This is a genomic window from Devosia sp. Root105, from assembly GCF_001424865.1.
Classification (GTDB): domain Bacteria; phylum Pseudomonadota; class Alphaproteobacteria; order Rhizobiales; family Devosiaceae; genus Devosia_A.
In genome coordinates this window covers 32,134-50,753 of record NZ_LMCR01000020.1, presented here as the reverse complement: position 1 = coordinate 50,753, position 18,620 = coordinate 32,134, and the positions used below count along the sequence as shown (strand labels likewise).

General features: G+C 65.6%; 20 protein-coding genes. 14 read left to right on the top strand and 6 right to left on the bottom strand.

All coding sequences use genetic code 11. The features are described 5' to 3' along the window. Positions 1-438: 438 nt before the first annotated feature. Positions 439-768 carry a hypothetical protein gene (locus ASC68_RS29265; protein WP_055886392.1) on the bottom strand — a complete coding sequence of 110 codons (330 nt, stop codon included), beginning with the start codon at positions 766-768 and terminating at the stop codon, positions 439-441. A gap of 191 nt (positions 769-959) precedes the next feature. On the opposite strand from ASC68_RS29265, the gene ASC68_RS25700 reads away from it, so the two are divergent. The 5 genes from ASC68_RS25700 (at position 960) to ASC68_RS25680 (ending at position 5,591) form a co-directional block, all read left to right on the top strand. Then, the gene (locus tag ASC68_RS25700; protein ID WP_055886383.1) at positions 960-1,919 is read left to right on the top strand and encodes an acetyl-CoA carboxylase carboxyltransferase subunit alpha; all 960 of its coding nucleotides are present in this window, start codon (positions 960-962) and stop codon (positions 1,917-1,919) included. Between the two features lie 126 nt (positions 1,920-2,045). Then, on the top strand, positions 2,046-3,074 hold the full coding sequence (locus ASC68_RS25695) for a murein L,D-transpeptidase family protein (RefSeq protein ID WP_055886370.1): 1,029 nt from the start codon (positions 2,046-2,048) through the stop codon (positions 3,072-3,074). A gap of 41 nt (positions 3,075-3,115) precedes the next feature. Further along, positions 3,116-3,871 (top strand): murein L,D-transpeptidase, encoded by a 756-nt coding sequence (locus ASC68_RS25690; RefSeq protein ID WP_055886365.1) that lies wholly within the window; start codon positions 3,116-3,118, stop codon positions 3,869-3,871. Next, on the top strand, positions 3,844-4,449 hold the full coding sequence (locus ASC68_RS25685) for a hypothetical protein (RefSeq protein WP_055886363.1): 606 nt from the start codon (positions 3,844-3,846) through the stop codon (positions 4,447-4,449). The genes ASC68_RS25690 and ASC68_RS25685 overlap by 28 nt, the downstream gene beginning before the upstream one ends. Before the next feature lie 236 nt (positions 4,450-4,685). Then, positions 4,686-5,591, top strand: a complete 906-nt coding sequence (locus ASC68_RS25680) for a DMT family transporter (protein ID WP_156387454.1) — start codon at positions 4,686-4,688, stop codon at positions 5,589-5,591. Positions 5,592-5,791: 200 nt separating this feature from the next. Here the strand turns inward: ASC68_RS25680 and ASC68_RS29050 are convergent, their stop codons facing one another. Both ASC68_RS29050 and ASC68_RS25665 read right to left on the bottom strand, forming a co-directional pair. Further along, complete coding sequence (locus tag ASC68_RS29050; protein ID WP_197421414.1) at positions 5,792-6,742, bottom strand: SRPBCC domain-containing protein; 951 nt, start codon at positions 6,740-6,742, stop codon at positions 5,792-5,794. A 28-nt stretch (positions 6,743-6,770) separates the two neighbouring features. Further along, complete coding sequence (locus tag ASC68_RS25665) at positions 6,771-7,019, bottom strand: DUF1127 domain-containing protein (RefSeq protein ID WP_055886355.1); 249 nt, start codon at positions 7,017-7,019, stop codon at positions 6,771-6,773. Positions 7,020-7,120: 101 nt separating this feature from the next. Here ASC68_RS25665 and ASC68_RS25660 point away from each other — a divergent pair, with 101 nt between their 5' ends. Beyond that, on the top strand, positions 7,121-8,341 hold the full coding sequence (locus ASC68_RS25660; RefSeq protein WP_055886350.1) for a hypothetical protein: 1,221 nt from the start codon (positions 7,121-7,123) through the stop codon (positions 8,339-8,341). A 35-nt stretch (positions 8,342-8,376) separates the two neighbouring features. Continuing rightward, entirely contained in the window at positions 8,377-9,021 is a 645-nt protein-coding gene (locus tag ASC68_RS25655) for a hypothetical protein (protein WP_055886347.1), read from the top strand. Between the two features lie 90 nt (positions 9,022-9,111). Here ASC68_RS25655 and secA read toward each other — a convergent pair whose 3' ends face one another. Continuing rightward, a complete protein-coding gene (secA, locus tag ASC68_RS25650; RefSeq protein WP_055886344.1) occupies positions 9,112-11,886 on the bottom strand; it encodes a preprotein translocase subunit SecA in 2,775 nt (924 codons plus the stop codon). A 203-nt stretch (positions 11,887-12,089) separates the two neighbouring features. On the opposite strand from secA, the gene ASC68_RS25645 reads away from it, so the two are divergent. Beyond that, positions 12,090-13,031: a peptidylprolyl isomerase gene (locus tag ASC68_RS25645; RefSeq protein WP_055886341.1), complete on the top strand. Its 942-nt coding sequence runs from the start codon at positions 12,090-12,092 to the stop codon at positions 13,029-13,031. Between the two features lie 53 nt (positions 13,032-13,084). Here the strand turns inward: ASC68_RS25645 and ASC68_RS25640 are convergent, their stop codons facing one another. Further along, positions 13,085-13,678, bottom strand: a complete 594-nt coding sequence (locus tag ASC68_RS25640) for a TetR/AcrR family transcriptional regulator (RefSeq protein WP_055886338.1) — start codon at positions 13,676-13,678, stop codon at positions 13,085-13,087. Between the two features lie 125 nt (positions 13,679-13,803). Between ASC68_RS25640 and ASC68_RS25635 the strand changes: the two genes are divergently transcribed. From ASC68_RS25635 to ASC68_RS25615, 5 genes are all read left to right on the top strand, one after another. Further along, the gene (locus tag ASC68_RS25635) at positions 13,804-14,100 is read left to right on the top strand and encodes a hypothetical protein (protein ID WP_244488555.1); all 297 of its coding nucleotides are present in this window, start codon (positions 13,804-13,806) and stop codon (positions 14,098-14,100) included. Positions 14,101-14,247: 147 nt separating this feature from the next. After that, positions 14,248-15,480, top strand: coding sequence for a bifunctional glutamate N-acetyltransferase/amino-acid acetyltransferase ArgJ (argJ, locus tag ASC68_RS25630; RefSeq protein ID WP_055886330.1), 1,233 nt, complete (start codon positions 14,248-14,250; stop codon positions 15,478-15,480). After that, positions 15,480-16,244 carry a GNAT family N-acetyltransferase gene (locus ASC68_RS25625; RefSeq protein WP_055886326.1) on the top strand — a complete coding sequence of 255 codons (765 nt, stop codon included), beginning with the start codon at positions 15,480-15,482 and terminating at the stop codon, positions 16,242-16,244. Before argJ ends, ASC68_RS25625 begins: the two co-directional genes overlap by 1 nt. After that, positions 16,241-16,639, top strand: coding sequence for a (deoxy)nucleoside triphosphate pyrophosphohydrolase (locus ASC68_RS25620; protein ID WP_082528513.1), 399 nt, complete (start codon positions 16,241-16,243; stop codon positions 16,637-16,639). The genes ASC68_RS25625 and ASC68_RS25620 overlap by 4 nt, the downstream gene beginning before the upstream one ends. A 9-nt stretch (positions 16,640-16,648) precedes the next feature. Then, on the top strand, positions 16,649-16,849 hold the full coding sequence (locus tag ASC68_RS25615) for a Flp family type IVb pilin (RefSeq protein ID WP_055886320.1): 201 nt from the start codon (positions 16,649-16,651) through the stop codon (positions 16,847-16,849). A 14-nt stretch (positions 16,850-16,863) separates the two neighbouring features. Here the strand turns inward: ASC68_RS25615 and ASC68_RS25610 are convergent, their stop codons facing one another. After that, on the bottom strand, positions 16,864-17,718 hold the full coding sequence (locus tag ASC68_RS25610) for a hypothetical protein (protein ID WP_055886316.1): 855 nt from the start codon (positions 17,716-17,718) through the stop codon (positions 16,864-16,866). 138 nt (positions 17,719-17,856) lie between these two features. On the opposite strand from ASC68_RS25610, the gene ASC68_RS25605 reads away from it, so the two are divergent. Then, positions 17,857-18,594 (top strand): ComF family protein, encoded by a 738-nt coding sequence (locus ASC68_RS25605; protein ID WP_055887129.1) that lies wholly within the window; start codon positions 17,857-17,859, stop codon positions 18,592-18,594. The last annotated feature ends 26 nt before the right edge of the window (positions 18,595-18,620 follow it).

Genomic DNA, 18,620 nt, shown 5'->3' with positions numbered 1-18,620 from the left:
GGATCATCCAACGCCGGTGTTCCGTGAGCGGCTCAGGCACGCTGTCGCGCTCTACAAGGCCGGCAAGGTGCGGACGCTGGTGATGACCGGCGGCAAGAACCCGTACGATGCGGTCGGCGAGGCCGAGGCCGGGCGGGCGTGGGCGATGGCGGCGGGCATTCCAGCCGAGGCGATCCTCGTCGAAACGCAGTCGCAGACGACCAGGCAGAACATCGACTTCGCCGCACCGATCCTGGCCGAGCGTCAGCTGGCCCGGGTGCTGGTGGTCAGCGATCCGCTGCACTTGAGGCGCGCTGTTACCATGGCGCGCGAGCTGGGGATCGATGCCTGGCCTGCGGCGACGCCGACCAGCCGTTACAGACGCTGGGCACGCAATTGCCAATGCTGGCGCGCGAGGTGTGGTTCACCCTGGTCTACCGGATCACTGGCCAGTAGGTCTCAGGAGCGCTTGTGGGTGAGGCCGTCGAGCCGGTCGAGCAGTTCGTCCAGCGCACGCAGTACGTCACCCATCAGCATCGGCTTGGGCGGTGCAGCAGGGACGTCGCTCCAGGTGGCGCGCAGCTCGGTAAGCCGGTCCTTACGCCGGCGCCGGGCGGCCTTGGCTTCGGCGAGGGTGCGGCGGGTCGCCAGGTTGCCAGAGTCCAGCGTGAACAGTTTCTCGCAATGCGGACACCAGGCGTCGCCGTCGGGGCGTACCAGCTTGGCGTTTTCGAGGAACTGGCCGCTGCAATGCGGGCAGCCAACGCTCACCAGGGCATAGGTCGTCATGGTCGAAGGATGGTTCCGGTCGTTCGCTCCAGCGTTGTCATGAATGCGTCATGCATTGGTTAACGCGGCATGACACAGCGGTGGAACGGGTCCCCGGCCACCGCTCGATGCTTGACTCGGCGGGGCCGCATCGCCACTTTCCGGCCACTTTAGGGCGCGAGTTGACGCCCTTCCTCTATCTGGCGGGTTGGATGCAGTCCTATCTCGATTTCGAAAAGCCGGTCGCCGATCTCGAAGGCAAGATCGCCGAGCTCAAATCCCTCGCCACGTCCGATCAGGCCGTGTCCATCGATGAAGAGGTGACGCGACTTTCGGCCCGCGCCGACGAGGCGCTGGTCGATATCTACAAGAAGCTTTCCCCCTGGCAGAAGACGCAGGTGGCGCGCCATCCGCAGCGCCCGCACTTTTCCGACTACATCAAGTCGCTGATATCAGAGTGGACACCGCTGGCCGGCGACCGCAAGTTCGCCGAGGATCCGGCGCTGCAGGCCGGCTTTGGCCGCTTCAACGGGCAGCCGGTGGCGATCCTGGGGCAGGAGAAGGGCTCCAACACCGAGAGCCGCCTGAAGCACAATTTCGGCATGGCGCGGCCCGAAGGCTACCGCAAGGCAGTGCGCATCATGGACATGGCCGACCGCTTCGATATCCCGCTGGTGTCGTTCGTCGATACGGCCGGCGCCTATCCGGGCATCGGCGCCGAGGAGCGCGGCCAGGCCGAGGCGATCGCGCGCTCGACCGAGCGCTGTCTGCAGCTCGGTATTCCCAACATCGCCATCATCATCGGTGAGGGCGGGTCGGGTGGCGCCATCGCCATCGCCACGGCCAATCGCGTGCTGATGCTCGAGAACGCCATCTACTCGGTGATTTCGCCCGAGCCGGGCGCCGCGATCCTGTTCCGCGACGCAGCCCGCGCCCCCGATATGGCGGCGGCGCAGAAGATCACCGCGCCCGACCTGCTCGGGCTCGGGGTGATCGACGGCATCATCCCGGAGCCGGCCGGTGGCGCGCACCGCCATCACGCAGAGGTGATGGCCTCGACCGCACGCGCCATCACCCAGTTTCTGACCGATTTCCCGGGCACACGGGGGCGACTGGAGGTCCGGGAACACAGGCGTGACAAATTCCTCGCGATTGGCACCAATTTGAGTTGATTGGCACCGAAGCAGCGGGCATGAAGCCAATAGTAAACGGGCCGTTAACCATGCCGGCTTACCACATGGTAACCGTCCGCTCGTAACCCGATTGTTCGGGCAGACAAGCATTTCGGGTAGCTGACTTTGGGCAGAACGCTCCGTTCCATCCTTCTTGTTGGCGCCGCCATCAGCGTGGCCGCGCTGCTCGCCGGCTGCGGCGGTCTGAAGCCGGGCAACGCCAAAGCGATGGCGCCCTTGAAGCAGGAGACCGTCAGCCGGCTCGCCGGTCTTGGCTCGTCGCCGGAAGCGGCGATGATGGTCCGCATCTTCAAGGAAAGCTCGGAGCTCGAGGTCTGGAAGCAGACCAGCTCCGGCGCCTTCAAGCTGTTCAAATCCTATCAGATCTGCGCCTGGTCGGGCGAACTCGGCCCGAAGGTCAAGGAAGGCGACCGCCAGTCGCCCGAGGGCTTCTACACGGTCACGCCCGGCCTGATGAACCCGAACTCGAACTACTACCTGGCCTTCAACACCGGCTTTCCCAACAAGTTCGACCGCGCCTATGGGCGCACCGGTTCGGACCTGATGGTACACGGCGATTGCTCGTCGCGCGGCTGCTACTCGATGACTGACGAGTCGATCGCCGAGATCTACGCGCTGGCGCGCGAGAGCTTCAAAGGCGGCAACGCCTCGTTCCAGCTGCAGATCTATCCGTTCCGCATGTCGGCGCAGAACCTCGCCAAGCATGCCGACAATCCGAACATGAGCTTCTGGAAGGACATCAAGGAAGGCTACGACCGCTTCGAGATCTCGAAGGCGCCGGTGTCCTGGGATGTCTGCAACAAGGAATACGTGTTCGACGTGCCAGGCGGCACGGCGCTCGATGCGCTGGGCAGCTGCCCGGTGACGGTAGCGCAGAACGTGCCGGATACGGTGAAGGCCAAGGCTGCCGCCGACGAGGCGGCGATGGCCAAGGAAGTCGCCAACCTCGCCGACAAGGCCGCCAAAGCGGCAGCCGAGGCGCAGAAGGCGGCTGACGAGAAGGCTGCGGCGAAGGCGCGTGGCGAGGCGATCGGCAGCTTCTTCGGCGGCATGTTTGGCGGCGGCGCCGAGACCGGGGTGATCGACCCGAGCAAGGTGGCGCCGATTCCGCTGCCGCGCCTGCATCGAGCGTAGACGGTCATCTTGCGATGCGGTCCCATCGCTCCCATGTTGGCATGGCCATCGCGATCGGGGTCCTGCTCCTCTCGGCGGCGCTGGTTGGGCGCTTCGTGCTCACCGAACGAACGGGAGATCGCGACATCGCCACCGAGCGCGTCTATGACCGCACGCAGTTCGTTGCCGAGCTGACGGCCGCCGGGTTTGCGCTCGGCGACAGGGCGTATGTCCGCATCTTCAAGCGCGAGCACAAGCTGGAGCTGTGGCTGCAGCGCGCCGGCGGGCGCTATGCGCTGTTCCGCGACTATGACATCTGCAAATTCTCGGGCGATCTCGGGCCCAAGCTCAAGGAAGGCGACAAGCAGTCACCGGAGGGCTTCTACCGGGTGGCGCAGAGCCAGCTGAACCCCAATTCGCGCCATCACCTCAGCTTCAACCTCGGTTTTCCCAATGCTTTCGACCGGCAGCTTGGCCGCACCGGCTCGGCGCTGATGGTGCATGGCGGCTGCTCCTCGATCGGCTGCTACGCCATCACCGATTCAAACGTCGACGAGGTCTATGCGGTGGTCGAAGCTGCGCTGAGCCATGGTCAGGACGCCGTCGACGTGCACGTCTTCCCGTTCCGCATGACGGCCATGGCGCTGGCCGCCGAGGGCGGTAACACCTGGGCGCCGTTCTGGCGTAATCTCAAGGCCGGCCACGACCTGTTCGAGGCGGTGGGCACCCCGCCCAGGGTGGCAGCCTGCCGGGGCGAGTATCGCTTTGGCGCAGACGCGGAGGGGCCGGAATGCGCCGTTATCGCCGCCTGGTCCTGATCGACCGGCTGATCCCGTTCCTCGCCGCCATCGTCGGCTTGGTGGCGCTGGCCGGGGCTGTCGCCGTGCAGCTCAATACCGACATGAAGACCAAGGCGGTGACCGAGGCGGTGGTGGCTCTGCGCAGCTCGGTAGATGAGCTCGCCAAGCGTGCCGAGGCCGTGACGGCGCCCGTCGACGACGGCACCGCGGCGGGCCTCTTGGCCCTGCAGGACCGGATGGTGAAGCTCGAGGGCGAGTGGACGGCGCAACAGGCTGCCGTCGCGGCGGCCCCCGCCGCTCTGCCCGGCGCCCCGGACGCAAGCGCCGAGACCGCCGAGATCGACCCGAACCTGCCGACCACCGATTGCATCCCGCTCGGTACCCGCTTCATGGTGACGCCGGGTGAGAGCTATCCGATCTGCCAGTCAAAGGCGGTGATAAAGACCGGCCTGATCACGGCCGATACGGTCACCATGGATGGCGTCGGCCAGGTGGTCGAGACCGGTTTCGGCACCATTGCCGGCACCAGCTGCACGGTGATGGTGTTCTCGGCCGACGAGGCCGGTTTTGCCGAGGTGCGGGTGACCTGCACCTGACGGTGGAGGAGCAGCGTTCCCGCGGTGCGATGCTTCCACACCCACCGCGTGTGCCTGCGAAAGCAGGGACCCATCTCACCACCCGCACCAGCGGATAGTTGGGGCCCAGCTTTCGCTGGGATGACACCGAGTTTGGGGAGCTGCAGCGCCCCGCTCAAAGTTTGCCGGTGCATGCAATGTGTTGACCCGCTAGAGCTAGCGCGGGCATTCGCCTCTGCTACCACTCCGAGTCCCTCGTGTCCTCACCTGCCGCCACGTCCGCGCATCAGTCCGCCTCGCTCAAGGGCATGGCGCTTGGCATTTTCGCCTACACGCTGTTCTCGGTGCACGATGCGCTGGTGAAGGCGGTAATCCATGCGCTGCCGGTGGTGCAGATCCTGTTCGTGCGCAGCCTGGTCGTCGTCGTGATCTGCCTCATCATCGGGCGGCGGAAGCTGGTGCTGGAGCTGATCCGCTCTGGCAACAAGCCGATGCTGCTGCTGCGCGCCATCCTGACGCTGGCGGCCTGGTGCATGTACTATTCGGCCGGGCGCGAGTTGCAGCTCGCCGAGATGACGACGCTCTACTATTTCGCGCCGGTGCTGACGATCATCCTGGCGGTGATCTTCCTCAAAGAGCAACTGACGCTGGCGCGGGTCGGCGCCTCGGCGATCGGGTTTTTCGGCGTACTGATCGCCTGCAATCCGGCCGGGCTGAGCTTCGGCATTCCGGCGCTGATGGTGCTGGGCGCGGCGTTCTTCTGGTCGGTGGCGATGATCCTGATGCGCACCATCTCGAAATCCGAGAGCTCGATGGTGCTGATCTTCTCGCTCAACCTGTTCTACACGCTGGTGATGGGGCTGGCCTCGATCCCGTTCTGGACCGACATGGACCCGCTGCAGATCGCCATCGTGGTCGCCACTGGCATCGTCGGCGGCACGGCGCAATATGTGCTGGTGGAATCGGCGCGCCTGGTGCCGGCGAGTGTGCTCGGCACGGTCGAGTATTTCGCGCTGATCTGGAGCTTCGTCTTCGGCTTCCTGTTCTGGGGCGAACAGCCGGCCGAAGTGGTGTTCCTCGGCGCCGCGCTGGTGATCGTCGCGGGGCTGGTGCTCGCCTGGAGCGAGCGGCGGCCGCGACGGCAAGTGGTGGATACGCCTTAGGGGGCACCCTCTGTTGAACCCTCTAACGCTGGTGCGGGCCCCCCCCCACCCCTGTCCCCTCCCCGCAAGGGGGAGGGAGACCCTCATACGACCCCTTCAGTTTGCGTCTCCCTCCCCCTTGCGGGGAGGGATTAAGGGTGGGGGTCAGTCAACCACCGGGCAACCGTTTGACTCGTCGCAACATCGAACAGTGTCGCTTCTCACACCGCCGGCGCGGCCAGCTCGATCAGTTCGGTCTTGCCGCTCTGGATCAGCTGCTTGAGGCTGCCCTGGATCAGCGAGGTCCAGGCGTCCGAGCAGGTGTCATAGCACTCGACGGCCGGCGCGATGCCCTCGTGGGTGAACACCACCTCGGTCTTGCCGTCCTTCAAGCCGATGTCGAAGATGATGGTGGTGCCGACCCACTCGGTCTTGTCTTCGACAAAGCTCAGCGTGCCCTCGACCACCTGCCAGGCGACCCGCTTGTTGGGTACCAGTTCGGTCACGACTTGCTTGGAATAGTGGAAGTCCTGGTAGCGGTAGCTGAACACGTCGCCGAGCTTTTTGGTGCCGCCATCGAACTCGCCGCTCCACCAGGCGCGTGGATCGGTGATGGCGGCAAAGGCCGCTTCGGGGCTCTGGTCCACCGTGAACGCGGTGGTGAAGCTGGTGTCGTTCATGGCGTGGTCTCCGTGGTTGGGAAGCGTGGGCTCGGCGGCAGTGATGGCAGCGCCGACATTGGGCTGGCCGCTGCCCGAGGTGATGAGGGCCTTGAGACTGCCGCGGATATAGGTGCCCCAGGCATCGTGGCAGACGTCGTAGCACTCGTAGTCGGGCACCAGGCCGACATGGGTGAAGGTCAACCGCGCGCCTTCGCCGACCGGCTCGATGTCGAAGGCGATGGTGGTGCCAATCCACTCGGTCTTGTCAGCGGTAAAGCTGAAGTGGTTGTCGAGCACCCGCCAGGCGACGCGCTGGTTCGGCAGCCACTCGACCACCTTGAGGGTGCAGCGGTGCAGGTCCCTGGCGTGGTAGAACCAGACGTCGCCGAGCATGGCGGTGTTGCCCTCGACATCCTCGGACCACCAGCCGCGCACGTTGTTGATGGCGGCAAAGACGGTTTCGGGACTCGCCTTCACGGTGATGGTGGTGGTGTAGTTCTTGTCTTCCATGGCAGTTCTCCTTGCGTGAGAGGTTGGGTCAGCTGGCGTTGCGCTGGCGAATCTTGGCCCAGAGCCGGCGGGCGTCGCCGTCGAGGGCGTCCTCGACATCGGTGCGTTCGAGGCCGATATCGGCGAGCTGGATGGCATCGAGGCCGGCCAGCCGGAGAATGGTCCGGCGCCGGGCCCGCCAGGTGGCGAGCCGGACGGCCAGTTTCATCAGGCCGCCGCTGACGCTGCTTTGGCGGGACTTGTCTGCAGCGATTTCATAGAGTTCGAGGGTGGTCATGGGTGATCTCCCGTTGTTGGAGGGGTTGCGTTCCTCGTCGGTGAACGGAACCTAGGCGCGGGGCAGATCGGGGTGAGAGTGACAAGTGTGACGGGATTTGAATGGACTCGCTGATCACCGCCGCAGCGCGGGCGCTCGGGGCCGGTGATCCGCTTGGCGCACTGAAGCGCGTGGCGCTGCGCGACGACGCGCCGGCGCTGGCGTTGCGCGGCATCGCCATGGCGCAACTGGGCGATCTCGAGCGGGCCAAAGCGCTGCTCAAGGCGGCGGGCAAGGCATTTCATGCCCGTGAGGCGGTGGCGCGGGCCCGCTGCGTGGTGGCCGAGGCGGAGATCGCGCTGGTGTCGCGCGACCTCTCCTGGCAGCCCGAAGCGCTGGCAACAGCGCAACGCGTGCTGGAGGCTCAGGGCGATCGGGCCAACGCCGCGCATGCCGCCAACCTCGCGGCGCGCCGGCTGCTGCTGATCGGGCGGGTGGACGAGGCCGAGCGGATCCTGGCGCAGCTCGACCTGCAGCAGCTGCCGCCGGCGAGCGTTGCTGTGCACCAGCTGGTTACCGCAGGCATCGCCATGCGGCGGGTGCAGACCGAGCCGGCGCATGCCGCGTTCGATCGAGCGCTGGGGGCGGCACAGCAGGCCGGCATCCACTCGCTGGTCGCCGAGATCGAGGCCGATGCCCGGGTGCTGAACGAGCCGGCAGCGCGGCTGATTGGGGGCGGCGGCGAACGGGCCCTTACCCTCGCCGGTGTCGAACGGGTGCTGGCGTCGGGCGCCCTGGTGGTCGACGCGACGCGCAATGTGGTCCGGCAGGCGGGGGTGGTCGTTCACCTTGCAACGCGCCCGGTGCTGTTTGCGCTGCTGCGCGCGCTGGCCGAAGCGTGGCCCAAGGACGTGTCGCGGGCCCAGCTGATCGCCGAGGCATTCCGCGGCAAGGAAGCGGACGAATCGCACCGCGCCCGGCTGCGGGTGGAAATGGGGCGGTTGCGGTCCGAGTTGGTCCGGATCGCCGAGATCAACGCCACCATGGCCGGCTTCACACTTGCCCCCGTCGCGGCGCGCGAGGTCGTGGTGCTGGCGCCGCCGGTGGAAGATCAGCATGCCGGGGTGTTGGCGCTCCTGGCGGACGGCGAGGCGTGGGCGAGTTCGGCGCTCGCCCTGGCGCTCGGCACCAGCCCGCGCACCGTGCAGCGGGCATTGGAGCAGCTGGCCGAGGCCGGCAAGGTGCAGTCGTTCGGCCGCGGGCGGGCGCTGCGCTGGATCACTCCGCCGGTGCCGGGTTTCCCGACGGCTTTGTTACTCCCGGGTCCCCTGCCGGGCGACTAGGTGTTCACTCGAAGCGATAGTGAGAGGTCAGTCCGATGAAGCATGCGCATGCCGAGATTGTTCGCGAATACGGTCCGTTCCCCGGGGTGGACTCGGTGGCCGGGGTCACCTTCGATGGCACCAACGTGTGGTTCGCCTCGGGCGACCGGATTAATGCCTTCGACCCCGAAAGCGGTGAAGCGGTGCGGAGCATCGATGTTGCGGCGCATGCCGGCACCACGTTCGACGGCGAGCACCTCTACCAGCTCGCCGAAGACGTGATCCAGAAGATCGATCCGCTGAGCGGGCAGGTGGTCAAGACCATTCCGTCGCCGGGCGGCGGCTCCGGCCTTGCCTGGGCCGAGGGTTCGCTCTGGGTCGGGCAGTATCGCAGCAAGCAGATCCTGCAGGTTGATCCCGAAACCGGCGCAGTGCTCCGCACCATCAATTCCAACCGCTTCGTCACCGGGGTGACCTGGGTCGAGGGTGAACTCTGGCATGCGACGCTGGAGGATGGGCAGAGCGAGATCAGGCGCGTCGATCCGCAATCGGGCGAAGTACTGGAACAACTCGACATGCCGCCTGGCAAAGGCGTTTCGGGGCTCGAGGCCGATGGGGGTGACCGCTTCTATTGCGGCGGCAATAATGTCGGGACAGTGCGGGCGGTGCGGCGTCCGAAGCGGGAGACGGTTTCGGTCTGACATTCGGACGCCAAGCACACAGCGCTAAACGAAACCGGCCGGTCCCCAGGAGGAACCGGCCGGTTGGCTGTTCAGGAGTTTGCAGCAGCGTCAGAACGCGCCGTGGCAGTGTTTGAACTTCTTTCCCGAGCCGCAGGGGCAGGGGGCGTTGCGGGAGACGCCGACCAGCAGCTTGGGGTCGATGGGCCTGAGGGCCGGATCGGCCTCGATCACGCCGGCACCGGCAGCAGCGCCAGCGGCGGCGAAGGCCGCCAGCGACGGGGTGGGCCCGAGGGCGCGCGGCATGGTGCCGGTGATGTCGTCATCGGCGTCATTCTCGCCGGTGGTCGGGTCGATGTGGATTTCGTCGAGCCCGTCGAAGTTCGGCAGCGGCGGCGTGGGCTGGCGCATCTGGATTTCGACGTGGCTGAGCTGGGTGGTCACCAGTTCGCGCAGGCTCGCCAGCAACTGCTCGAACAGCTCGAAGGCCTCGCGCTTGTACTCGTTCAGCGGGTCGCGCTGTGCGAGGCCGCGCCAGCCGACCACCTTCGAAAGGTGGTCGAGGGTCACGAGATGCTCGCGCCACAGCCCGTCGATCGACTGCAAGAGGATCGACTTTTCGACCTGGCGCATGATGTCGGGCGAGTAGCGGGCCACCTTGGCGGCAGCGGACTCGTCGGCGATCTTGGTGATGCGCTCGCGCACCGCTTCGACGTCGATGCCTTCCTCGTGCGTCCACGCCTCAACCGGCAGGTCGACATTGAGGTAGGTTTTGCCGGCTGCGACCAGCTGCTCGACCTGCCACTGCTCGGGGTAGGCGCGCTCCGGAATGGCCTTCGAAATGATGTCGTCCACCACCTGGTGGCGCATCTCGTTGACGGTCTCGGCGACGTCCTCGCTGTCCATCAGTTCGAGACGTTCGGTGAAGATCGCCTTGCGCTGATCGTTCATCACGTCGTCGTACTTGAGGATGTTCTTGCGGATGTCGAAGTTGCGGGCTTCGACGCGGGCCTGGGCGCGCTCGATGGCCTTGGTCACCCACGGGTGGGTGATCGATTCACCCTGCTCGAGCCCAAGCTTGCTCAGCATCGAATCCATCGACTCGACCGGGAAGATGCGCATCAGGTCGTCCTGCAAGCTCAGGAAGAACTTGGAGTGGCCCGGGTCGCCCTGGCGACCGGCGCGGCCGCGCAGCTGATTGTCAATGCGGCGGCTTTCGTGCCGCTCGGTGCCGATGATGTAGAGGCCGCCGGCGGCCAGCACCTTGGCCTTGTCCTCGGCGATGGTGCGCTTGATCTCGGCGATCTTGGCGTCGCGCTCGGCGCCTTCGAGGCCCGCAGCCTCCTTCTCGATGCGCATCTCGAGGTTGCCGCCGAGCTGGATGTCGGTACCGCGGCCGGCCATGTTGGTGGCAATGGTGACGGCGCCGGAAACACCGGCATCGGCGACGATCTGCGCTTCCTGCTCGTGGTGGCGGGCGTTCAGCACCGCGATGTCCTTGATGCCCTTGCCGCGGAGGATCTCCGCCAGCATCTCGGACTTCTCGATCGAGGTGGTGCCCACGAGGATCGGCTGGCCGCGACCACGCGCATCGGCGATCAGGTTGGCGATTTCGTCGAACTTCTCCGCCGCGGTACGGAAGATGGCGTCGTCCTCGTCCTTGCGCTTGACGGCCACGTTGGTCGGGATCGAGGTGACGGTGAGGCCGTAGATATCGCCGAATTCCTCGGCTTCGGTGGCCGCCGTGCCGGTCATGCCGGCCAGCTTCTTGTAGAGGCGGAAATAGTTCTGGAAGGTGATCGAGGCCAGCGTCTGGTTCTCGGCCTGGATCTTGACGTGTTCCTTGGCTTCCAGCGCCTGGTGCAGGCCTTCCGAATAGCGGCGGCCCGGCATCATTCGCCCGGTGAACTCGTCGATGATCACCACTTCGTCGTTGCGGACGATGTAGTCCTTCTCGCGCTGGAACATCTTGTGGGCGCGCAAAGCCGAGTTGAGGTGGTGCACCAGCGCCACGTTCTCGATGTCGTAGAGGTTCTCGCCCTTGAGCTGCCCGTTCTCGACCAGAGCGGCCTCGAGCTTCTCGATGCCCTGATCGGTGAAAGTGGCGGAACGCTGCTTCTCGTCGATTTCGAAATCGCCTTCGCCGAGCAGCGGGATCAGCGTGTCGGCCATCTCGTAGAGCGAGGAGCGGTCGGCCGAGGGGCCGGAAATGATAAGCGGGGTGCGCGCTTCGTCGATGAGGATCGAGTCCACTTCGTCGACGATGGCGTATTCGTGGCCGCGCTGCACCATCTGGTCGCGGCTGTATTTCATGTTGTCGCGCAGGTAGTCGAAGCCGAACTCGTTATTGGTGCCGTAGGTGATGTCGGCGGCGTAGTTGGCCTTGCGCTCGGCGTCGTCGAGACCATGCACGATGATGCCGGTGGTCATGCCGAGGAAGCGGTAGATCTGGCCCATCCAGTTGAGGTCGCGACGCACCAGATAGTCGTTGACGGTGACGAGGTGCACGCCCTTGCCGGGCAGCGCGTTGAGGTAGACCGCCAGCGTCGCCACCAGGGTCTTGCCTTCACCGGTCTTCATTTCGGCGATCGAGCGGTTGTTCAGCACCATGCCGCCGATCAGCTGTACGTCGAAGTGGCGCATGCCGAGCACGCGTTTGGACGCTTCACGGACGGTGGCGAAGGCGGGCTCGAGAATATCGTCGAGGCTCTTGCCAGCCGCGAGCTGATCGCGGAACTCCTGGGTCTTGGCCTTCAGCTGCTCGTCGGTGAGCTTTTCGAACTCCGGCTCCAGCGCGTTGATCGCGGCAACCCTCGGGAGGTACTTCTTCACCTGCCGATCGTTCGCCGAACCGAAGATCGCCTTGGCGATTGCAGCCAGTACCATTCGTGTCGTCCTTTGATTGTTCAGGGCCGGGTGGCGCTAAGGCGCTTCATCTCATCCGGCAGGCGGCGGGTCCTCACCCGTCAACACTCTTTGAAGTGGTGCGACATGTAAGAGCGGGTGTTTTGCTTGTCAACGGAACGCAAATGGGCCAAACCTCGCCGGCCGCGGGCCGGGGGCTCTGCGCCATCCGAGGAGAATTCCCAATGAATGTCCATGCCCCGCGGGGTTTCCATAAAGTTCTGAAGACCCTGGCCGGTGCGCTGCTGCTCGGCACAGCGCTTGGCTTCGCCCCCGTCGCCGCCCTTGCGCAGGATGCCGCTGCCCCGGCCGCAGCCGCCCCCGCGGCGCCCGAGACGGTGGTCGCGACCATCGGCGACCAGACCATTACCGAGGCAGACCTGGCGTTTGCTGCCGAAGACCTGCAGCAGGAACTGCAGCAGGTGCCGCCCGAGGAGCGTCGCGCCTTCCTCGTCACCGTGCTGATTGACATGAAAGTGATGGCCAAGGCGGCCAAAGCTGCCGGCATGGCCGATACCGACCTGTTCAAGCGCCGCCTGCAGTATCTCGAAGAGCGCTCGCTGCGCCGCGACTACTTCACCCAGAAGGTTGCGACCGCGGTGACCGAGGAATCGGTGAAGACGGCCTACGACCAGCTGGTGAAGGACTTCAAGCCGGTCGAGGAAGTGCACGCCCGTCACATCCTCGTTGCCACCGAAGAGGAGGCCAAGGCGGTCAAGGCCGAGCTCGACGGCGGCAAGCCGTTCGAAGTGCTGGCCATGGAGAAGACCACCGACCCCTCCGGCAAGCAGAACGGCGGCGACCTTGGCTTCTTTTCCAAGGGCATGATGGTGCCGGAGTTCGAGGCCGTGGCCTTCACGCTCGAGCCGGGCAAGATTTCGGATCCGGTGCAGAGCCAGTTCGGCTGGCACATCATCAAGGTCGAGGAGAAGCGCATGAGCTCGCCTCCGCCGATCGAGCAGGTGCAGCAGCAGCTGGGCCAGCAGGTGATGTTCAAGGCGTTCGACGAGGCGGTCGCAGCGCTGAAGAAGGACGCCAAGCTCGACATCCCCGACGCGGCGCTCGCCGCAGCGGTCAAGAAGCAGGCCGAACCGGCCGCCGAAGGCGCTGCCGGCACCGCACCGTAACAGCTTCGGCCAGATACGAGACGATCAGAACCCCGGCCTCGGCCGGGGTTCTGTCATTTGACGAGGCCGCGGACCAGGATCGAGGTGACCTTGTCGATGATGTCGGCCTGGTCGGCGAGCCGGTCGGTCAGCAACAGTTTCCAGGCATAGGCCGACATCAGGTCGGAGGCGGCGAGGCTGTCGGCATCGGCCCGCATTTCGCCGCGTGCCTTGGCGCGCTCGAACATGCCAGCCGTGTGCTGCGTGCGCTCGATCGAATAGGCCTGCAGCGCCTCGGCGGCCTTGTCGTCGGCCTGGGCTTCGGCGATCAGCGACTTGTAGACCCCGCCGGTATTGCCGGACCAGAAGCGCACCAGCTCGGTCAGAAAGCTGCGAATGTCGCCTTCGAGCGTCCCGGTATCCGGATCGGGCATGCGCGAACTCTTGAGCCGCGTATAGACGTCGAGCAGCAGGTGCGCCTTGGATGGCCACCAGCGGTAAATAGTGGGTTTGCCGGCACGGGCCCGCCGCGCCACGGCTTCAATCGAAAAGCCGGCGTAACCGGCCTCGCAGAAGATTTCCTCGGCCGCGGCCAGGATCGCCTCGTGGCTGTCCGGGTTGCGGGCGGCTCCGATGGATCTGCGCGACTGGCTCTCGATGCTGGACATGGTTCTCACTGAAGCCCCCACGGAGGTGCATGGCTGGGATACACGAAATAGCTGCTCGAATCCACTTGAACGTTACGTTCCGTTTCGTTATGTAACGAGCCGTACCGTTCATATGGGGTCTGGAAATGTCCATTCAATCTGCTGTCTCTGCCGCACCCGCCACTGCCACCGTGGCTGCACCTGCCAAGCCCGCCCGCCCGTCGCTGGCGGCCCGCACCCGCATGGCATTGCTGGTGCTCGTTGCCGTCTACCCTGTGATCACCGGGATCATCTATCTGGTGGCGCCGTTCACCGAGGGCTGGCCGGTGTGGGAGCGTAACTTTGTCGTCGCGCCGCTGATGGTGATCGCCATGGTTTACTTCATCATCCCGGGCATTCAGTCGCGTTTCGGCCGTTTCATCGCGACGGGCCGGCTGGCTTGAGTTTGATGCCCTGGCGAACCCGACAAGTTCGCAATCCCGCCTCTGCGGGGACACGCATTCGAAAGCGCTATGAGCAAATGAACGACTTGCTTCACAGCAAGGCTTGAGGCAAACGGATGGGCCTATTGTCGCCGCATAGGACGCAACATGGCCCATCCCGTTTCTCCCCTCGCGCCCAAGACTTACCCGGAACTGCCGGATGTCGCGGGAGTTCGGTTTGCGACGGCCGAGGCCGGGATCAAATACAAGAATCGCACTGACGTTCTGCTCGTCTCGATGGACGAGGGAACTGTTGTTGCCGGTGTGCTGACCCGTTCGAAGTGTCCTTCGGCGGCTGTTGACTGGTGCCGACAGAATCTCGGGGGCGGCAAGGCCCGCGCGCTGCTGGTGAATTCGGGCAACGCCAATGCCTTTACCGGCCAGAAGGGCAAGGCTTCGGTCTCCCTCTCAGCCGATATCGTTTCGAAGGCGCTGGGCGTTGCGCCCGATGAGATCTTCCTCGCCTCCACCGGCGTCATCGGCGAGCCGCTCGATGCGCAGAAATTTGCCGGCGTCACCTCCGAGATGGCGACCCGCCTGGCGCCCGGTCCGTGGATGGATGCCGCCAAGGCGATCATGACCACCGACACTTTCGCCAAGGTGGCGACCGCCACCGTCGAGTTCGATGGCGTGCCGGTGGTGATCTCGGGCATCGCCAAAGGGTCGGGGATGATCGCGCCCGACATGGCGACGATGCTGAGCTTCGTATTCACCGATGCACCGATCGCGGCGGGTGTGTTGCAGGGCCTGCTGCAGCCTGCAATCGACACGAGCTTCAACGCCGTGACCGTCGACAGCGACACCTCGACGTCCGACACTTGCCTCGTCTTCGCCACCGGCAAGGCTGGCATCCCCGCCATCAGTTCGGCCTCCGACCCCCGCGCTGAGGTGTTCGCCGAGGCGCTGGCCGACGTGCTGCACGAGCTTGCCATCCATGTGGTGCGCGACGGCGAAGGCGCGACCAAGATGGTGAGCGTCACCGTCGAGGGCGCCGAGAGCGACAAGAGCGCGTTCCGTATCGCGCAGTCGATCGCCAACTCACCGCTGGTCAAGACTGCCATTGCCGGCGAGGACGCCAACTGGGGCCGCATCGTCATGGCGGTGGGCAAGGCCGGCGAGCCGGCCGACCGGGACCGGCTCGAGATCAGCTTCGGCGATATCCGCGTCGCCACCCAGGGCGAGCGCGACCCCGCCTATAACGAGGCGGCGACCAGCGCTTACATGAAGAATGAAGAGATCGAGGTGCGGGTCGGGCTCGGGCTCGGAGCCGGCACGGCAACCGTCTATACCTGCGATCTGACGCACGGCTACATCACCATCAACGGCGATTACAGGTCCTGATGGTTCCACTCAGCGTCAGTCAGATCGAAGGCGCCACTCTTACGGCATGGCCGGCGCTGCGGCAGGCGCAGGATGGGCTGTGGCTGTGGCGCTATGCCCAGGGCTATACCAAGCGCGCCAATTCGATCCATTGCCTCGATCCGAGCGACGGCGGCTATGCCGAGCTGCGCCTGATGCGGCTCGCCGAACTGTCGAAGCGCCACCGCATCCCGCCGGTGTTCAGGGTGACCCCGCTCACCGCACCAGAGATCGTCGAAGTGCTCGATGGGCTGTTGTGGGAGGAATTCGAGCCGAGCCTGGTCATGGCGATGGAAATGCCGGACGAGGATTTCCCGCTCGATTTCCAGGCCCGCTATTTTGAGCCGACCGATCCGCAATGGATCAGGGCACAGGCGCAGATGTCGGGCTATGACCAGCCGACGATCGACGTGGCGAGCGAGATCCTCGGGCATATCGCCTGCGAGGCGCGCGGTGTGCTGGTCTATCACAAGGCCGGCCTTCCGGTGGCGGCGGCGCTGGCGGCGGTCGCGAGTGGCATCGGCATCTATCTCAATGTCGTCACCCACCCCAATGCGCGCGGCATGGGCTATGGCCGGGCAGTGATGGGCGCGGCGCTCAACTGGGTGCGCTCGAAGGGCGCCACCCATTCGGCCATCCAGGTGCTGGCCAGTAATACCCCGGCACTCAACCTTTATGGCTCGCTCGGCTTCGGTGAAGTCTACCCCTACAGCTACCGGCGCGCCCCGGATTGGGGCCGCGGGTGAAGATCCAGCTCGTCGTCGCCTGCGCGCTGATCGATGCCGACCGGCGGGTGCTGATCGCCCAGCGACCGGAAGGCAAGCAGCTGGCGGGATTGTGGGAGTTCCCCGGCGGCAAGCTCGAGCCGGGGGAAAGTCCAGAGGCGGCATTGATCCGCGAACTGGAAGAAGAACTCGGTATTTCCACCCAGAGCGCGTGCCTTGCTCCGTTAAGCTTTGCGTCTCACTCTTACGAAAGCTTTCATCTTCTGATGCCACTTTACGTCTGTCGTAAGTGGCAAGGAGTGCCGCAGGCTCGCGAACACACCGCCCTGAAGTGGGTGCGCCCGCAGCAGCTGCGCGATTACCCGATGCCTCCGGCCGACGAACCGCTGATCGCTCCGCTCTGCGATCTGCTCTGAGGGTGGGCGATGAGGGGTGTTTGCCGTCAGATCAGACGCTTCGTCGCCGATGACGGCGGAGCGACGGCAATCGAATATGGACTGGTTGCCGGATTGATCGCAATTGGGGCGCTTGTCGCCATGTCCCTGACCGGCGAGAGCGTCATTTCGTTGTTCGACTTCGTGTCGGGCCGCACCATTGAACAGCTCGACAATATCAACGACATCTGAGGCGTAACCACCCGCTAGCCGTTCCCCAGTACGTCCTTGAGCCGCACCGTGGCGCTGCCGGGGCGCAGCGGCTTTTGCTGGTTCTCGTGCGGGGCCCAGCCGCTGAGCCAGATGATTTCCAGCGTTGCCCGTACCCGGCCGTCCGGGTCGCCCGCGAGTTCGGCATAGGCGGCGCCGGCAGCGGCGATCAGGGTCCTGGTCGCCATGCGGCCGGGCCGGTCGGCCAGCGGGTTCTGCGCACCGAGTGCCTTGAGCTCGCGCATCAGCCGCAGCAGGTCGCCATAGCGGATCGGATAGGTCTCGAGGTCGGTAACCGGCAGGGCATAGCCCGAGCGTTGCAGCAGGCCGCCGGCATCGGCCAGCGGGATGAATGGCGCGACCCGGGCGAAGGCGCCACCGGAGGTTTCGGCGTCGGCGCGCAGGAACGCCTGGCGCAGCTCGGTCAGGCTGTCGCCGCCGAGCGCCGCGGCGATCATCAGTCCGTCAGGCCGGAGGTGAGCGCGGATGCGCGCGAGGAAGCCCGGTACGTCGTTGATCACCTGCAGGTCGAACAGCGAGACGACCAGGTCGTAACCCTCACGCGGCAGCAGCAATGCCTCGGGATCGACCAGCGGCGCATCGGGCGAGCCGAGTACTGTCGAGACGCGCTCGAAGGCGAAGGCGCCGCTGGCCGAGCGGCCCATCAGTGGTAGCCGCGCGCCATCCGGCGCCATGATCAGCGCCTGCTCGAAATCGCGCGACACGGTAATGAGCCGCGAGGCCAGGTCATCGAGCGCCAGCTGGGTGACGAAATCGTCCGGCTCGGCCGGCCGCCGCGACAAGTGCTCTGCGATCAGCGTGCGGTCGAAAACCTTCGGGGGCAGGGCCATTCGTCGATCCGCACTGAGTTCGAGTTTGGTTTGGTCACGGGATCGAGCCGGAAAGGTCTCGCCACTTCTCCGGTTCCCGCTTTAGACTGCGGCGTTATGGAATTGGGGCAGGGCAAAGTCAAAGCGGGATCGGCGGCCATGGCGCGGCTGGGTGGCGCATTGCTCGATCTGGTCTATCCGCCGACCTGCCTCGATTGCGGGGCGCCGACCGCCGCACACGCGGCGCTCTGTCCGCGCTGCTTTGCCAGCCTCCGGCCGATTACCCGGCCCTGGTGCCCGGTGCTGGGCCTGCCGTTCGAGGTCTCGATCGGCCCCGATGCCCGCTCGGCCGAGGCCATCGCCGATCCACCGCCCTTCGATCGGGCGCGGTCCGCCGTGCTCTATAACGAGGTGGCGCGCGCTATCGTCAGCCGGCTCAAGTATGGCGACAGGCCGGAACTGGCCGGGTTCTGCGCCCGGCTGATGCACCCGGCTGGGGCAGAGTTCTGGGCGGAAGGACCGGTCCTCGTGCCGGTGCCGCTCCATCGCTGGCGCCAGTTCGAGCGCCGCTACAACCAATCGACTGAACTGGCCCGGGCGCTGGCGCGCCTTACTGGACTTTCCGTCGATACCGGGCTCGTCGCCCGCAGCCGCCGCACGCGGCAGCAGGTCGGGCTTTCCAACGATGCGCGTCAACGCAACGTCGCCGGCGCCTTCACCGCACATGCCGAAGCGCTGCGCCGGCTCAAGGGGCGCGGCGTGGTGCTGGTCGACGACGTCATCACCACCGGCTCGACCGTCAAAGCCATCACCCGTGAGCTGAAGCGGGCCGGAGTGATCAAAATCGATGTGATCTCGTTCGCACGCGTTGTGACGGGCGCGGAACTCCCCATATAGAAGTCAACAAACCCCAGCGTTTTTGT